Below are 13,399 nucleotides of genomic sequence, written 5' to 3'. Positions count from 1 at the left end.
CTCCCCTCTTATCCTCTCTTTCTTCTTTTTCTTGGCGGGCCCGTTTTTTTTTCTTTTCGTTTCTTCCCTTCCCCCCCCCCCCCCCCCCCCCCCCCCCACCGCTTTCTGGTGGACGGTCCTGGTCAGTGGACGAAGCCGGTCACGGTGTAACGACCCGTCCCCCGAAGGTGACCACGAGACGACCGTCCGAGGCGAACGACCAGCCCAACGAGCCCGAGTACGTCGAGCACCGGGAGCCGTTCGAGCCGGACCAGAACTGGTTCGAGCTGTCTGAGTTGCCGATGATCCGGTCGTTCGAGCCGCTGTCACACGACGTGTTGCCGCGGAACACCGAGCTGCCGCCGTCGAAGTTGAAGTTGCGTTCCTCGTTGCCGATGCTGACGTTGTTCGACACCGTCATCGTGCCGAGGTTGCGGTTGTACGTGAACCCGTGCTTGCCGTTGCGGTACGCGATGTTGCTCCGGATGGTGTGGTTGACGCCGATGTCCTCGCCGCCGAGTTTGTAGCCGTTGCGGTCGCCGTTGCCGGCCTGACCACCGTTGCTGAGCGTGCCGTTGTCGTACGCCAGGGAGTGCTCGATCGTCACCGCGCCGATCGGCCCGGTGTCGCTCTTGGTGTACAGGTCGTAGCCGTCGTCGATATTGTTGTGCGCCACGGTGTAGCGGAAGACGTTGCCGGAACCGACGGTGAGCTTCGGGGCGAATCCGTCGGCGTCCTCACCGTCGGAGTCGACATTGTCGTGCGACACCGAGCTCAACACCAGGTTGTTGGACGGCCACTGGTCGCGCGGTGCTCCGGCGATGAGCCGGGACAGCTGCAGGCCGGTGTCCCGGTTGTGCCGGGTGACCACCCGTTCGATGATGTTGTGGTTGCCAGCGAGCAGGATCCCGTTGTCGCCGGCCCGTTCGACGATGATGCCGTAGACGTGCCAGTAGGACCCGCCGATCGCCAGCCCGCGGTTGGCCGAGTCCTCGCTCTGTGCCGAGAAGTTCAGGATCGGCGTCTCGCCCGGGTAGGCGTACAGGTTCTTACGGGCACTGGACGTACCGCTGTTGCCCTGAGCGATGGTGATGGTCTGCGAGTATCGGTAGGTGCCGCCACGCAGGTAGATCGTGCCGCCGGGTGCGATCCGGGTGATCGCCGAGGTGAGCGTCGTCGGGTTGGACACCGTCCCGGACGCACTGTCGCTACCGTTCGGTGCAACGTACAGGGTGTCACCGGACGGCGGCGGGCTGGTCGGTGGCGCGGTGGTCGGCGGCGGGCTCGTCGGGGGTGCGGTGGTCGGCGGCGGGCTGGTCGGGGGTGCGGTGGTCGGCGCGGGGGTCGTCGGTTCCGGTACGGAACCGAGAGTGTCCACCCTGACGTCGTCGTAGCTGGCCCCGGCGTAGCCGGTGACCAGGGCTATCCGGCCGGAGTCGTATGAGTCGTCGCTGCCGGAGCCGATCTGGCTGCCGTCGACGTAGCCGCGGACGGTGCTGCCGCTCGACTCGATCCGCAGGGTGTACCAGGTGCCGGTGGCCACGCTCAGCGCCGCCGAGCCGAGCACAGTGATCTGGCTGCCGTTGACCAGCTGCAGCTCGGCGCGGTTGTTGCTGGTCAGCGCCAACCGGTACATCCTGGTGTTGCTGGTGACCCGGGAGGCGATGCCGACGAACCGGTCGGATCCGTTGAACGACAACGGCTTGACCCGGGCCTGCAGTTGGTAGTCGGTCCAACTGGTGCTGCCGGCGAAGAACCGGGCCAGGTTGCTGCCGGTGTTGTCCTGCCGCAGCACCTGGCTGCCGTCGGAGACGACCTCCCAACTGCCGCCGGACTTGGACCAGCCGCTGGTGCCGCCGCTTTCGAAGTCGGCCTGGAACAACGTCGCGGCGTGGGCGTTGCCGCTGGTCGCCGCGAGGACCAGCGTCGCGGTGACCGCGCTCGCGCCGAGCGTGGCCAGCAGTCCACGACGGCGTCTACCCGTGCTGCTCTGCACGTGCACTCCTTCGGTTGGCACCGCGCCGGTGGCGGTGCGGAGAAAAGGGGTGGGCCGGCGGGCGTCTCGCCGCCCCACCCCGCTTGTGACCCGGCCGGGCTGGTCAGTCAGACCGGCAGCCTGCCGACAGGTCAGACCGGGAGCTTGCCGGCGCCCGCGGTGAGCCGGGTGTAGATCGGGACGACCGCGGTGGGCAGCACCGCCCCGTGCCGCAGGGTCGGGGTCCAGCCAGCGTCGTCGCCCAGGTCCGGCTCGTTCGCCGCGTTGTACGCGTCGAGCAGGCTGGCCGGGCGCAGCGGCCGGTGACCCTGCCCGACCCAGCTGCCCTTCTCGGTCAGCACGGTGCCGCCCCAGTCGTGCAGCAGGTCGGCGGTGTCGATCCCGGAGCCCAGCCGGAACGAGTTGTTCTCCAGGTACGGTGCGCCCTGTACGCCTACTCCGACGGCGTACTCGAAATCGTCGCCGGACAGTTCGTAGTGGTTGTTGTAGACGTCGATCTGACCGAACCGGATCCGGGGCAGCCGTTGCAGGCTGCCGTCGAAGACGTTGTGGTGCAGGGTGACGTTGAGCCGGCCGACGTCGGGGCCGACAGTGTTCGACGAGCCGATCAGCATGACCTTGTCCCGGCCGTCGAACCGGTTGTAGGACACGGTCACCAGGCTGGCTGTGTGGGTGATGTCGAGCGCTCCGTCGTGCACCTGCAGCGGCCGGCCGAAGTAGATCGGTTGGGCGCTGTCCGGGTTGTCGCCGTCGGTGAAGGTGTTGTGGTCGACCCAGACATTCTCCGAGCGACGCACCGACATCAGGTCGAACTGGGAGTTCCAGTTGCCGGCGTCGCCGTCATCCGGCGACCAGGCGGGAAAGCAGTCGTACGCGTCGTCGAAGACGACGTTGCGGACGATGACGTTCCGGACGCTGTCCACCATCAGGGTCAGGTTCTCCAGCCGGGCTCCGCGCAGCCCGATGATGGTGGTGTTGGCTCCGACGTTGATCTGGGTGTACCGGGTCTGGTTGGTGACCGACCGTCGACGGGCGTCCTCGAGCGGGCCACTCGGGTCGTTCTCGTATCCCCAGACGGCCGGGTCGTAGGTGACCAGGAACTCGTCGAAGTCGTACTCGGGGTCGGCGAGGTCGGCGCAGGTCAGCAGGTTGCCGTCCGGGCCTTCGAAGCCGTTGACCGTGCCCTTGATGTAGATGATCTTCGGGGTGTCGTTGTTCCGGTTGGTGGCGTTGTCGCCGCCGAGGGCGTCGATCAACTCGGCTCGGCTGTCGACCACGTGAACGTTGTCCTGGCTGGCTGCCGATCCTCCGGTGGTGCCGGCACCGGCGGCCGCCCAGCCGTCGTTCGGTGGCAACGCCTGGCGGCCCAGCGACCGGGCCGTCCAGGACAGCCGGTCGGAACCGGTGTCCCGGCCGGCGGCGGCCGGGGCCGGCAGCACCGCCACGATCGCGATTCCGGCAACAGCGGCAGTCAATCTCCTCAGTCGCATTACCACACTCCGCAAACTATTGTCTGGACTCGATCACGCAACACTGACGCAATCTTCCTGAACCCAAACGATAAATTTCATCACGAAATGTGTCAATGCAATCTGCTTGCAGATTGTTTGCAGATTGTTTGCATTACATTCGGGCGAGACCTATTTACCCGGCATCAGTTTGCCGAGGGGACGACTGATCTGTCCGACTTCGCGCACCGGCGGCGGCCGTCGATTTGCAGTACGTTCTCCGCCGACCAGGTCAGCGGCCCACCACCCCCTGCGCCAGCCGGGTCCGGTACGGTCTGACCGCCCACGGCACCTCCTGCTCGGAGAACAGCGCCAGCTCGGCCGCACCGCGTCGGACGACCGCGTTCACCCCTTCGATCGTCAGCACCCGGTCCGCTCCGGCCACCCCGGTCGCGACCGTCCGGTCCGGACCGAGCAGACACGGCTCCGGGGCGTCCTGCACCACCTCCAACAGCGCGGTGAACGCCTCGGTCCGGGCCAGCGGGGCGATCAGCGGTACACCGGACGGATCCCTGCGGTGCGCCAGCAGGTTCTCCAGCAGCCCGGCCCGCCCCGGCACCGGCCGCATCGATCGCTCGCCGGGCAGCCGCAGCCGGTCCGTCGGATACTCCAGCACCGCGGCGCCGGCCGTGCCGTGCACCAGCACCTCACCGGGGATGAACTCCTCACCGGCCAGGGTCACCGCGGCCACGATCGCCAGCCCCGAGTCCAGGGTGATCCGCATCGACGCGGTGTCGTCCACCTCGATCGGCCGCACCCGGTAGCGCTCCAACTCGACCAGCACCGGCGGGCTGGGATCCACCGCCGCCGCTACCGCCAGACACTGCATGGTGGCGTGCGCCAACGGGTTGGCCAGCGCCCCGTCCAGCGACGGCCGGCCGTCGACCGTACGCCGCCCGGCCCACGGCGACCGCCGGTAGTACGCGTCGTCGCGCTGCCAGGAGGCGACCGTCGAGATGCCGGTGACCGAGCCGAGCCGACCGCCGGTGGCCGCCGCGGTCAACTCGGCCAACGCCGCCGATCCGAGCGCCTGGAAACCGACCTGGCAGACCCGGCCGTGCCGGGCCAGCGCCGCGGTCAGCCGCCGGTGCTCGTCCAGCGACAGCACCGGCGGCTTCTCCAGCAGCAGGTCTGCGCCGGCGGCCAGCGCGTCAAGCGCGATCGGCAGATGGGTGTACGGCGGCGTGCAGATCACCACCACGTCCGGCCGGGTCTGCGCCAGCATCCGCCGGTGGTCGGTGTCGACCTGCACCCCGTCCGGGACCGGAGCGTCGGGGGCCGGCTCGACCGGCCGTACGTCGACCAGGCCGACCAGGCGCAGTTCGCCGGCGTCGTGCAGCGGGGCGATCTGCCGCCGGTGCCACAATCCGTGCCCGTTGGCACCGATCAGGGCCACCCGGGGCGGGGTGCTCCTCACGTCGGGAACCTCCACCTGTCGACGACCGCGGTCAGCCGGCCGCGCCGGTCAGCGCGCCGACCACCCCGTGCCGGTCCAGCGCGGTCAGCCAGGTCGTGATCATCTCGTGGACCTCCGGGTCGGCCGCCAGCTCGGGTGGGAACACCTCGGTGAGCCCGAGCAGCGCGGCCACCACGCCCGCCGGGGTGCCCCCGGACCCGGCCAGCGCCGCCCGGATCCGCGCGGCGAGTGGGTCGTCCAGCGGCAACTCGGCCCCGTCGTCGGCCCGCCCCTGGGCGAACCGCATCCAGGCGGCGACCACCAGCGCCGACCAGTACGGCCGGTCGCCGGCCGCCCGCCGGTCGGCGATGGTGTGCAGGACCCGCTGCGGCAACTTCTGCGAGCCGTCCATCGCCACCTGGATGGTGCGGTGTCGGATCGCCGGGTTGGCGAACCGCTCCAGCACCGACTCGCCGTACCCGACGACCGACACCCCGTCCGGCGGGGTGAAGCTGGTCGCGACGTCCTCGGCGATCAGCCGGCGCAGCACCTCGGGCAGGCCGGGGATACCGGCCAGCGCCTCGGCGATGGTGTCGTGCCCGGCCAGCGCCCCGAGGTAGGCGATGGCCGAGTGCACCCCGTTGAGCCCGCGCAGCTTGAGCCGCTCCCACGGGCCGGCGTCGCTGGTCAGCACCGCCCCTGCGGTCTGCCAGGCCGGCCGGCCGCCGGGGAAGTCGTCCTCGATCACCCACTGCGTGTACGGCTCCCCGGCGATCGCCGCCAGGTCGCTGACGCCGAGCGCGGACCGGGCGGCGGCCAGGGTCTGCGCGGTGGCGGCCGGCACGATCCGGTCGACCATGGTGCCGGGGAAGGTGACGTTGGCCTGCACCCAGTCGGCGGTCTCGTCGGGCACCTTCGCGTACGCCAGGGACTCGGTGACCAGCCCGTGAAGCCGGCGTCCGTTCGACGGCAGGTTGTCGCAGCTGACCAGGGCGAGCGGGCCGGCGTCGGCGGCGGCGCGGGCGGCCAGCCCGCGTAGCAGCAGACCCGGCACGGTCGTCGGCGCCCGGTCGGTGGTCAGGTCAGCGGCGACCGCTTCGTCCGGCCGCAGCCGCCCGGTGACCGGGTCCAGCTGGTACGCCTTCTCGGTGACGGTCAGCGTGACCACCCGGATCGCCGGGTCGGCCAGCAGGGCCACCACCGCCGCCGGGTCGCTGGCGGCGTGCCGGACCCCGGTGAGCGCACCGACGACCCGGGTCCTGGCCGCTGCGGCGGACAGCGTGGTGACGCTGAACAGGCAGTCCTGGTCGGTGAGCCGCCGCACCACGTCGATGTTGCGCGGTGCGACGCCGATGATGCCCCAGTCACCGCTGGCGGTGGCGACTGCCTGCTCGGTGTAGACCGCCTGGTGGGCCCGGTGGAAGGCACCTAGTCCGAGGTGGACGATGCCGGCGCCGACGTCGCCGGGGCGGACCACCGGTCGGGCGTCGGCCGGCACCCGGCCCAGGGTGTCCAGGCCGAGCAGCGGGATGTCGTCGTTCACCGCCACACCGGCCCGTCCGGGAAGGAGAACTCGGCGATCGACGCCGGCTTCATCGTGGCGCTGTAACCGGGCTGTTCGGGCACCAGGTAGCGGCCGCCCCGGGTGCGGACCGGGTCGACGAAGTGCTCGTGCAGGTGGTCGACGTACTCGACCATCCGCCCGTCCAGCGAGGTGCCGGCCCGCAGGTAGTCGAAGATCGCCAGGTGCTGCACGTACTCGCAGAGGCCGACGCCGCCGGCGTGCGGGCAGATCGGCACACCGAACTTGGCGGCCATCAGAATTACCGACAGCACCTCGTTGACCCCGGCGATCCGGCAGGAGTCGATCTGGCACACCCGGATCGCCTCAGCCTGCATCAGCTGTTTGAAGATCACCCGGTTGGCGGCGACCTCGCCGGTGGCGACCCGGCAGCGCCCGTCGGACAGTTCGGTGACGGCGGCGGCGATCCGGGCGTGGCCGAGCACGTCGTCGGCGTGCGTCGGCTCCTCGATCCAGTACGGGTCGACCTCGACGAGCCGGGCCATGTTGGCGATCGCCTCGTCGACGTCCCACACCTGGTTGGCGTCCATCATCAGCAGCGCGTCCGGGCCGATCTCGGCGCGGATGATCCGGGCGCGGCGTACGTCGTCGTCGATCGGGCCGCCGACCTTCATCTTCATCGCCCGCCAGCCGTCGGCGTACGCCGCCCGGGTCAACGCCCGGACCTTGTCGTCGGGGTAGCCGAGCCAGCCGACCGAGGTGGTGTACGACGGGAAGCCGTCGCGCTGCAGCTCGGCGAGCCGGTCGGACTGGCCGGTCAGCCCCTTGTCCAGGATGGCGGCGGCCTCGTCCGGCGTGATCGCGTCGCGGATGTGGTGGAAGTCGATGTTGGCGACGAGTTCGTCGGTCGGCATCTCGGCGAGCAGCCGCCACAGCGGCTTGCCGTCCAGTTTGGCCCGCAGGTCCCAGACGGCATTGACCAGCGCGCCGGACGCCATGTGGATGACGCCCTTCTCCGGGCCGAGCCAGCGCAGCTGCACGTCGGCGGTGAGCGACCGCCAGAAGGCGACCGGTTCGGCGACGATCTCGGCGACGGTCCGGCCGGTGACGTGGTGGGCCAATGCGCGTACCGCCGCGCAGGTGATCTCGTTGCCGCGGCCGTTGGTGAAGGTGAAGCCGGCGCCGAAGACCCCGTCCGGCGAGTCGGTGCGCAGCTCGACGTAGGTGGCCGAGTAGTCGCCCCGGTTGATCGCGTCGGAGCCGTCGCCGGCCGCGGCGGTCGGGAACCGTACGTCGTGCACGTCGACGCCGGTGATGGTGACGGTCATGGCAGCTTCTCCCCGATCTTGAAGACCCGCTTGGGCAGCCGGTACGCCAGGTCGACGATGGTCTCGGCGGCCTCGTCGAGGCCGAGCCGGTGCTCGGCGACGAGCCGGGCGAGGAAGCCGGCGTCGATCCGGCGGGCCACGTCGTGGCGCGCCGGGATGGAGCAGAACGCCCGGGTGTCGTCGACGAAGCCGGCGGTGTTGTAGAAGCCGGCGGTCTCGGTGACCGCTTCCCGGAACCGGCGCAGCACCTCCGGGGAGTCCAGGAACCACCAGGGCGCGCCGAGGTAGAGGGCGGCGTACCCGCCGGCGAGCGGGGCCAGCTCGCGGGTGAAGGTGTACTCGTCGAGGGTGTAGACGACGATCCGCAGCCGCGGGTCGTTGCCGTACGCGTCGAGCAGCGCGGTCAGCGCGTGCAGGTACTCGGTGGCCTGCGGGATGTCGCCGCCGACGTCTCGGCCGTGGGTGGCGTACAGCCACTTGTTGTGGTTGCGCACCGAACCTGGATGCAACTGCATCACCAGGCCGTCCTCGATGGACATGCGGGCGAACTCGACCAGCATGTGGGCCCGGAACGCCTCGGCGTCGGCGGCGGTGGCGACGCCGCGCAGCCCCCGGTCGTACAGTTCGGCGGCCTCGCGCCGGTCCAGCCGCAGGGTGAGCGCGGTCAGGTGACCGTGGTCGGAGCTGGTCGCGCCGGCGGCGATGAAGGCCCGCCGCCGGGACCGCAGCGCGTCGAGGAAGCCGGCGTACGTGCCGGTGTCGGCGCCGGTGATCGCCCCGAGGGCGGCGACGTTGTCGGACCAGCCGTCAAACTCGAAGTCGACGACGTTGTCCGGCCGGAACGTGGTGATCACCCGCCCGCCGGGGCCGCCCCAGCCGTCCGCGGCCAGCTTGGCGTGCCGGCCGAGATCGTCCAGGGGCGACTCGGTGGTGGCCAGCACCTCGATGTTGAAGCGCTCGAACAGCGCCCGGGGCCGGTACGCCGGTTCGGCCAGCCGTGCCGCGATGGTGTCGTAGACCTCGTCGGCGGTGTCCGGGCCGAGGACAACGTCCACCCCGAACACCTCGGCGAACGTCTTCTCCAGCCACAGTCGCGACGGGGTGCCCCGGAACAGGTGCCAGTTGGCGGCCAGCTTGCGCCAGATCGCCCGGCCGTCGGTCTCGGTGGCGTAGTCGCCGTCACCGGCCGGTGGCCGTGGCCGGACCCCGGCACGCACGGGTACGCCGAGCTCGCCGGGTGGGACGCCCTGGCTGAGCAGCATCCGGGTGACGTAGTGGTCCGGCACGACGAGCAGCCGCGCCGGGTCGGGGAACGGCTCGTCGTCGGCGAGCAGCACCGGGTCGACGTGGCCGTGCGGCGAGATGACCGGCAGGTCCCGGGCGTGCGCGTACAGCTCGCGGGCGATGGCCCGCTGGGTGGGTTCGGCCGGGAACAGCTGGTCCGACCGGTCGGGTTGCGGGGACACGGAAGCAGGCTCCTCGTGGGTACGGGATCGGGGTCGTCGCTGTGGTGGGTGGTGCCGGCCGGTACGCCGTGGCCAGACCGCCGGTCAGTCGACGGTGAGCAGGTCTGACACCCGGACCGGCTGGCCGGTCTCGAAGGACCGGTTGGCGGCCAGCCCGGTGAGCAGCGCGAGCGCACCGTCACGGGCGGTGGCGGCCCGGCCCATCGGGTCGGTCTCGCCGCCGAACAGCACCGCGGTCATCTTGGCGTCCGCACCGCCGTGCCCGGCCCGGGTGTAGCCGGCGACCGGCACCTGACGGGGCTGCTCCCAGAACGGCCGGACGGTGATCTTGGCCCAGCCCTCCTCCACCGCCGCCTGGACGCCGTGCAGGGCGGCGCCCTTGAGTTCGCCGGCGGCGTACGGGCTGACGAAGTCGCTCTCCACCACCTCCAGCTCGAGCCGACCCTTGCTGCCGTTGAACATCACCCGGTAGCCCTCCCAGGGGGCGTACGCGGTGAGGTGGTACGTCATCGTGGCCCCGGTGGAGTAGCTGGCCAGCACTGACATGTCGTCCTCGATGGTCACGCCGGGGGCGAAGACGTTCTGGTCACGGTGGTAGCCGTCCTCGGCCTCGGCCTCCAGGTAGAGCGCGCGCAGCCGGGGGTGGGCGGCCATCTGCAGGGCGAACGGGTCGCCGGCGGCGGCGACCTCGCCGTGTGCCCGGTCGTAGTCGCGGGCGTAGCCGTGCCGGCGGCCGGGCTCGCCGTAGAAGAACAGCCGGCCGGCCGCGTAGACCTGCACCGGGGTCGCGTCCAGCCACCAGTTGACCAGGTCGAAGTGGTGGCTGGCCTTGTGCACCATCAGGCCGCCGGAGTTGGCCTTGTCGCGGTGCCAGCGGCGGAAGTAGTCGGCACCGTGGCGCACGTCGAGCAGCCACTCGAAGTGCACCGAGCCGATCTCGCCGATCTCGCCGTCGGCGAGCACCTGGCGGACCCGTTCGTGCAGCGGGTTGTACCGGTAGTTGAAGGCGACCCGTACGGTGCGCCCGGTCCGTGCCACCGCGTCGAGGATGCGTCGGCAGCGCGGCACATCCACGGTCATCGGCTTCTCGGTTATCACGTCGCAGCCGGCGTCCAGGGCGGCGACGATGTACTCGTCGTGCACCCGGTCGACGGTGGTGACCAGGACGACGTCCACCCGTTCCTTGCTCAGCATGGTCACGAACTCGCTGGCCGGGTAGGTGGGCACTGCGTCGCGACCGAGCTCCTCCAGCCAGGCGTTGTGCGCGTCCATCCGGGCCTGGTTGCTGTCGGCGAAGGCGACGAGTTCGGCGCTGTCCCGGTAGTCGAGGACCAGGGACCGGACGAACATCTCGGCGCGGGCGCCGGTGCCGACGAGCGCGTAGCGCAGCCGCCGATCGGGTTCTGGGGACATCCTGCTCCGCCTCCGGGTTGGCTGCAAAGGTTTGCAGCAGAAGCTGTCATGAGACGGACACCTTCGTCAATGCCCGGAAACCATCCTGCCCGATTTAAGGGGTTACACGAGGATTCGAACACCTGGCATGACCACGGCCGCAACAAATCCGCAATCGAAGACCGTTGACACCTGAGCAACCGTTTGCATTAATTGGCGAACCAACGTGACCCCAGCCACACCGGTCGCCGCCCGTACCGGACGGCGACCACATCGATGAAGGACGACGCGTGCCAGCCACCATTCGAGACGTCGCACGGGCCTGCGGAGTGCACATCTCCACCGTGTCCCGCACGTTCTCGGCACCGCATCTGGTCAACCCGGAGACCCGCAGCCGGGTGCTGGCCTGCGCGGAGCATCTCGGCTACCGCCCCAACCGGGCGGCCCGCGCGCTGATCACCGGCCGGACCCACAACATCGGGCTGATCGTTGCCGACATCGCCAACCCGTTCTTCCCGCCCCTGATCAAGGCGGCGGAAAGCCAGGCCCGGCACCGCGACTACCACATCTTCGTCACCGACACGAACGAGGACCCGGCGGTCGAGGAGGAGTTGGTCCACGCCCTCGCCAAGCAGGTCGACGGGGTGCTGCTGTGCAGCCCCCGGATGAGCAACAGCCTGATCGAGCAGCTCAGCCGGGACGTACCGCTGGTGGTGATCAACCGGCAGGTGACCGGCCTGCCGAACGTGGTGATCGACGTCGGCCAGGGTGCCCGGCTCGCCGTCGAGCACCTGATCGGCCTCGGCCACCGGCGGATCGCGCTGCTCGGCGGCCCGCGCGGGTCGTGGACCAACCGGGAGATCCGGCGGACCGCCACCTCGGCGGCCCGCTCGGCGGACGTCACGTTGACCGTGATCGGCCCCAACCCGCCCACCGAGGGCGGCGGCATCGCCGCGGCGGAACAGGTCCGCCGGGCAGAGGTGACCGCCGTGCTCGCCTACAACGACCTGATGGCGATCGGCCTGATCGAAGGGCTCGACGCACACGGGGTCGCGGTGCCCCGGGACATCAGCGTGGTCGGCATCGACGACATCGCGCTGAGCCGGCTCACCCGACCCAAATTGACGACGGTGGCCACACCGAACGCGGCCGCCGGTCGGGCGGCCGTCGACATGCTGCTCCAGCATGGCGACGACCGTCGCACCACCGCCCAGGTAACGCTCCAGACCGAGTTGGTCATCCGCGACTCGACGGGCCCGGGGCCGCACAGCCATGCGGACCCGGGCGACGCGGCTGCCGCCGCGCCGGCCGATGTCGCCTCCTAACCCCAAGGAGTGAGCGCAATGCACCCCGCAACATCACCGACGGCGAACACGCCTGCCACGCGTGCTCACCGTACCCCCTTCGGCCGGCGCCGCCTGCTGCGCGGCATCGCCGCCACCGCCGTCGTGCCGCTGGTCCTCGGCGCCGCCGCCTGCGGCGACGACGACGCGTCGAGCGACTCGGACGCGCCGGTCACCATCGAGTTCTTCTGGTGGGGCGGCGAGTCCCGTGCCGAACTCACCGAGCAGGCCCTCGACCTGTACGAGGAGAAGAACCCTAACGTCACCATCAACCCGACCTGGCAGGCGTTCACCGGCTACTACGACAAGCTGGCCACCATTTCGGCCGGCGGTAACGCGCCGGACATCTTCCAGATCGACGACAACGGCCTGGCCGAGTACGCCGGCCGCAACGTCACCCTGGACCTGACGCCGTTCGTCTCCTCCGGCGACATCGACCTGAGCAACCACCCGGAGAGCCTGACCCAGTACGGGCAGATCGACGGCAAGCAGGTCGCCGTGGCCGCCGGCGAGAACACCCCGGCCCTGGTGTACGACAAGACGAAGATCACTGAGCTCGGCCTGCCGGAGCCGGAGACCGGCTGGACCTACGACGAGTTCATCGCCTGGGGCACCCAGGTGACCGAGGCGGCCGGCGACGGATACTGGGGCGCGATGGACCCCAGCTCCGACTACAAGGCGCTCTGGCTGTGGCTGCGCTCACAGGGCAAGGAGTTCTACGACGGGCCGCAGCTCGCCTTCACCGAGGCCGACCTCACCGAGTGGTTCCAGTTCTGGCTGGACGCCCGGGAGGCCGGGGCAACCCCGCCGGCCGACGTGGTGCACGAGGCGGTCGGCGGCGGCGTCTCCGACCAGCTGGTGGTGACGGGCAAGGGGGCCACCTCGTTCATGTGGTCCAACCAGCTCTCCGAGCTGGGCAAGTCGACCGAGAGCGAACTCGGCATGGTGGCCTACCCCGGTGACCCGAAGGGCCAGTGGGCGCGGGCGTCGCTGTACTGGGCCGGGTCGCGCTCCACCGAGCACCCGGAGGTCGTCGCCGACGTCATCAACTTCCTGGCCAACGACCCGGAGGCGGCGCAGATCCTCGGCGTCGACCGGGGCCTGCCGTCCAACATCGACAACCGGGAGACGGTCCAGGCGGGTCTCGACGACCCGTACATGACCGCGACGGTCGAGTTCGAGAACGCGCTGATCCCGCAGATGGGCCCGGCACCGGCACCGCCGCCACAGGGCCACGGACCGCTGCGGTCGACCCTGACCACGGTCGCCGAGAGCGTCACCTACGGCCAGGCCAGCCCGGCCGACGCCGCCGCGGAGTTCTTCCGACAGGCCGAAGCCACCCTCGAGTAGTCCGGGCCGGACTTGCGCGGTCGGGGGGGGGGGGGGGGGGGGGGGGGGGGGGGGGGGGGGGGAGGGGGGAGAGGGGGGGGGGGGGGGGGGGAAGGGGGGGGAAAAATACAGGTGACGAA

At 70.6% G+C, this 13,399-nt stretch carries 9 protein-coding genes; 2 read left to right on the top strand and 7 right to left on the bottom strand.

Annotated features, from left to right (window positions below; all coding sequences use genetic code 11):
• Positions 1–139: 139 nt before the first annotated feature.
• The 7 genes from ACXAHD_RS27455 to ACXAHD_RS27425 all read right to left on the bottom strand — a co-directional run bounded on the left by ACXAHD_RS27455 (position 140) and on the right by ACXAHD_RS27425 (position 10,608).
• Positions 140–1,975, bottom strand: coding sequence for a 3-keto-alpha-glucoside-1,2-lyase-like domain-containing protein (locus ACXAHD_RS27455; RefSeq protein ID WP_475054176.1), 1,836 nt, complete (start codon positions 1,973–1,975; stop codon positions 140–142).
• Between the two features lie 131 nt (positions 1,976–2,106).
• On the bottom strand, positions 2,107–3,459 hold the full coding sequence (locus ACXAHD_RS27450; RefSeq protein ID WP_281555816.1) for a pectate lyase family protein: 1,353 nt from the start codon (positions 3,457–3,459) through the stop codon (positions 2,107–2,109).
• 256 nt (positions 3,460–3,715) lie between these two features.
• Positions 3,716–4,900, bottom strand: a complete 1,185-nt coding sequence (locus ACXAHD_RS27445; protein ID WP_281552930.1) for a Gfo/Idh/MocA family protein — start codon at positions 4,898–4,900, stop codon at positions 3,716–3,718.
• A gap of 31 nt (positions 4,901–4,931) precedes the next feature.
• The gene (locus tag ACXAHD_RS27440) at positions 4,932–6,428 is read right to left on the bottom strand and encodes a mannitol dehydrogenase family protein (protein WP_475054173.1); all 1,497 of its coding nucleotides are present in this window, start codon (positions 6,426–6,428) and stop codon (positions 4,932–4,934) included.
• Entirely contained in the window at positions 6,419–7,729 is a 1,311-nt protein-coding gene (locus ACXAHD_RS27435) for an enolase C-terminal domain-like protein (protein ID WP_281552928.1), read from the bottom strand. The genes ACXAHD_RS27440 and ACXAHD_RS27435 overlap by 10 nt, the downstream gene beginning before the upstream one ends.
• Entirely contained in the window at positions 7,726–9,195 is a 1,470-nt protein-coding gene (gene uxaC / locus ACXAHD_RS27430; RefSeq protein ID WP_281552927.1) for a glucuronate isomerase, read from the bottom strand. Before uxaC ends, ACXAHD_RS27435 begins: the two co-directional genes overlap by 4 nt.
• A gap of 84 nt (positions 9,196–9,279) precedes the next feature.
• On the bottom strand, positions 9,280–10,608 hold the full coding sequence (locus tag ACXAHD_RS27425; protein WP_475054169.1) for a Gfo/Idh/MocA family protein: 1,329 nt from the start codon (positions 10,606–10,608) through the stop codon (positions 9,280–9,282).
• Between the two features lie 269 nt (positions 10,609–10,877).
• On the opposite strand from ACXAHD_RS27425, the gene ACXAHD_RS27420 reads away from it, so the two are divergent.
• On the top strand, positions 10,878–11,912 hold the full coding sequence (locus ACXAHD_RS27420; RefSeq protein ID WP_281552925.1) for a LacI family DNA-binding transcriptional regulator: 1,035 nt from the start codon (positions 10,878–10,880) through the stop codon (positions 11,910–11,912).
• A gap of 18 nt (positions 11,913–11,930) precedes the next feature.
• Complete coding sequence (locus tag ACXAHD_RS27415; protein ID WP_475054167.1) at positions 11,931–13,280, top strand: ABC transporter substrate-binding protein; 1,350 nt, start codon at positions 11,931–11,933, stop codon at positions 13,278–13,280.
• Positions 13,281–13,399 lie beyond the last annotated feature (119 nt).

It is taken from the genome of Micromonospora sp. ABR4_055, from assembly GCF_056160425.1.
This window is presented reverse-complemented; position numbering and strand designations above follow the sequence as displayed.

Excerpts from the sequence above, each read along its gene's own strand:
- ACXAHD_RS27415 (WP_475054167.1), top strand. The coding sequence starts at position 11,931 with ATGCACCCCGCAACATCACCGACGGCGAACACGCCTGCCACGCGTGCT.
- ACXAHD_RS27435 (WP_281552928.1), bottom strand. The coding sequence starts at position 7,729 with ATGACCGTCACCATCACCGGCGTCGACGTGCACGACGTACGGTTCCCG.
- ACXAHD_RS27425 (WP_475054169.1), bottom strand. The coding sequence starts at position 10,608 with ATGTCCCCAGAACCCGATCGGCGGCTGCGCTACGCGCTCGTCGGCACC.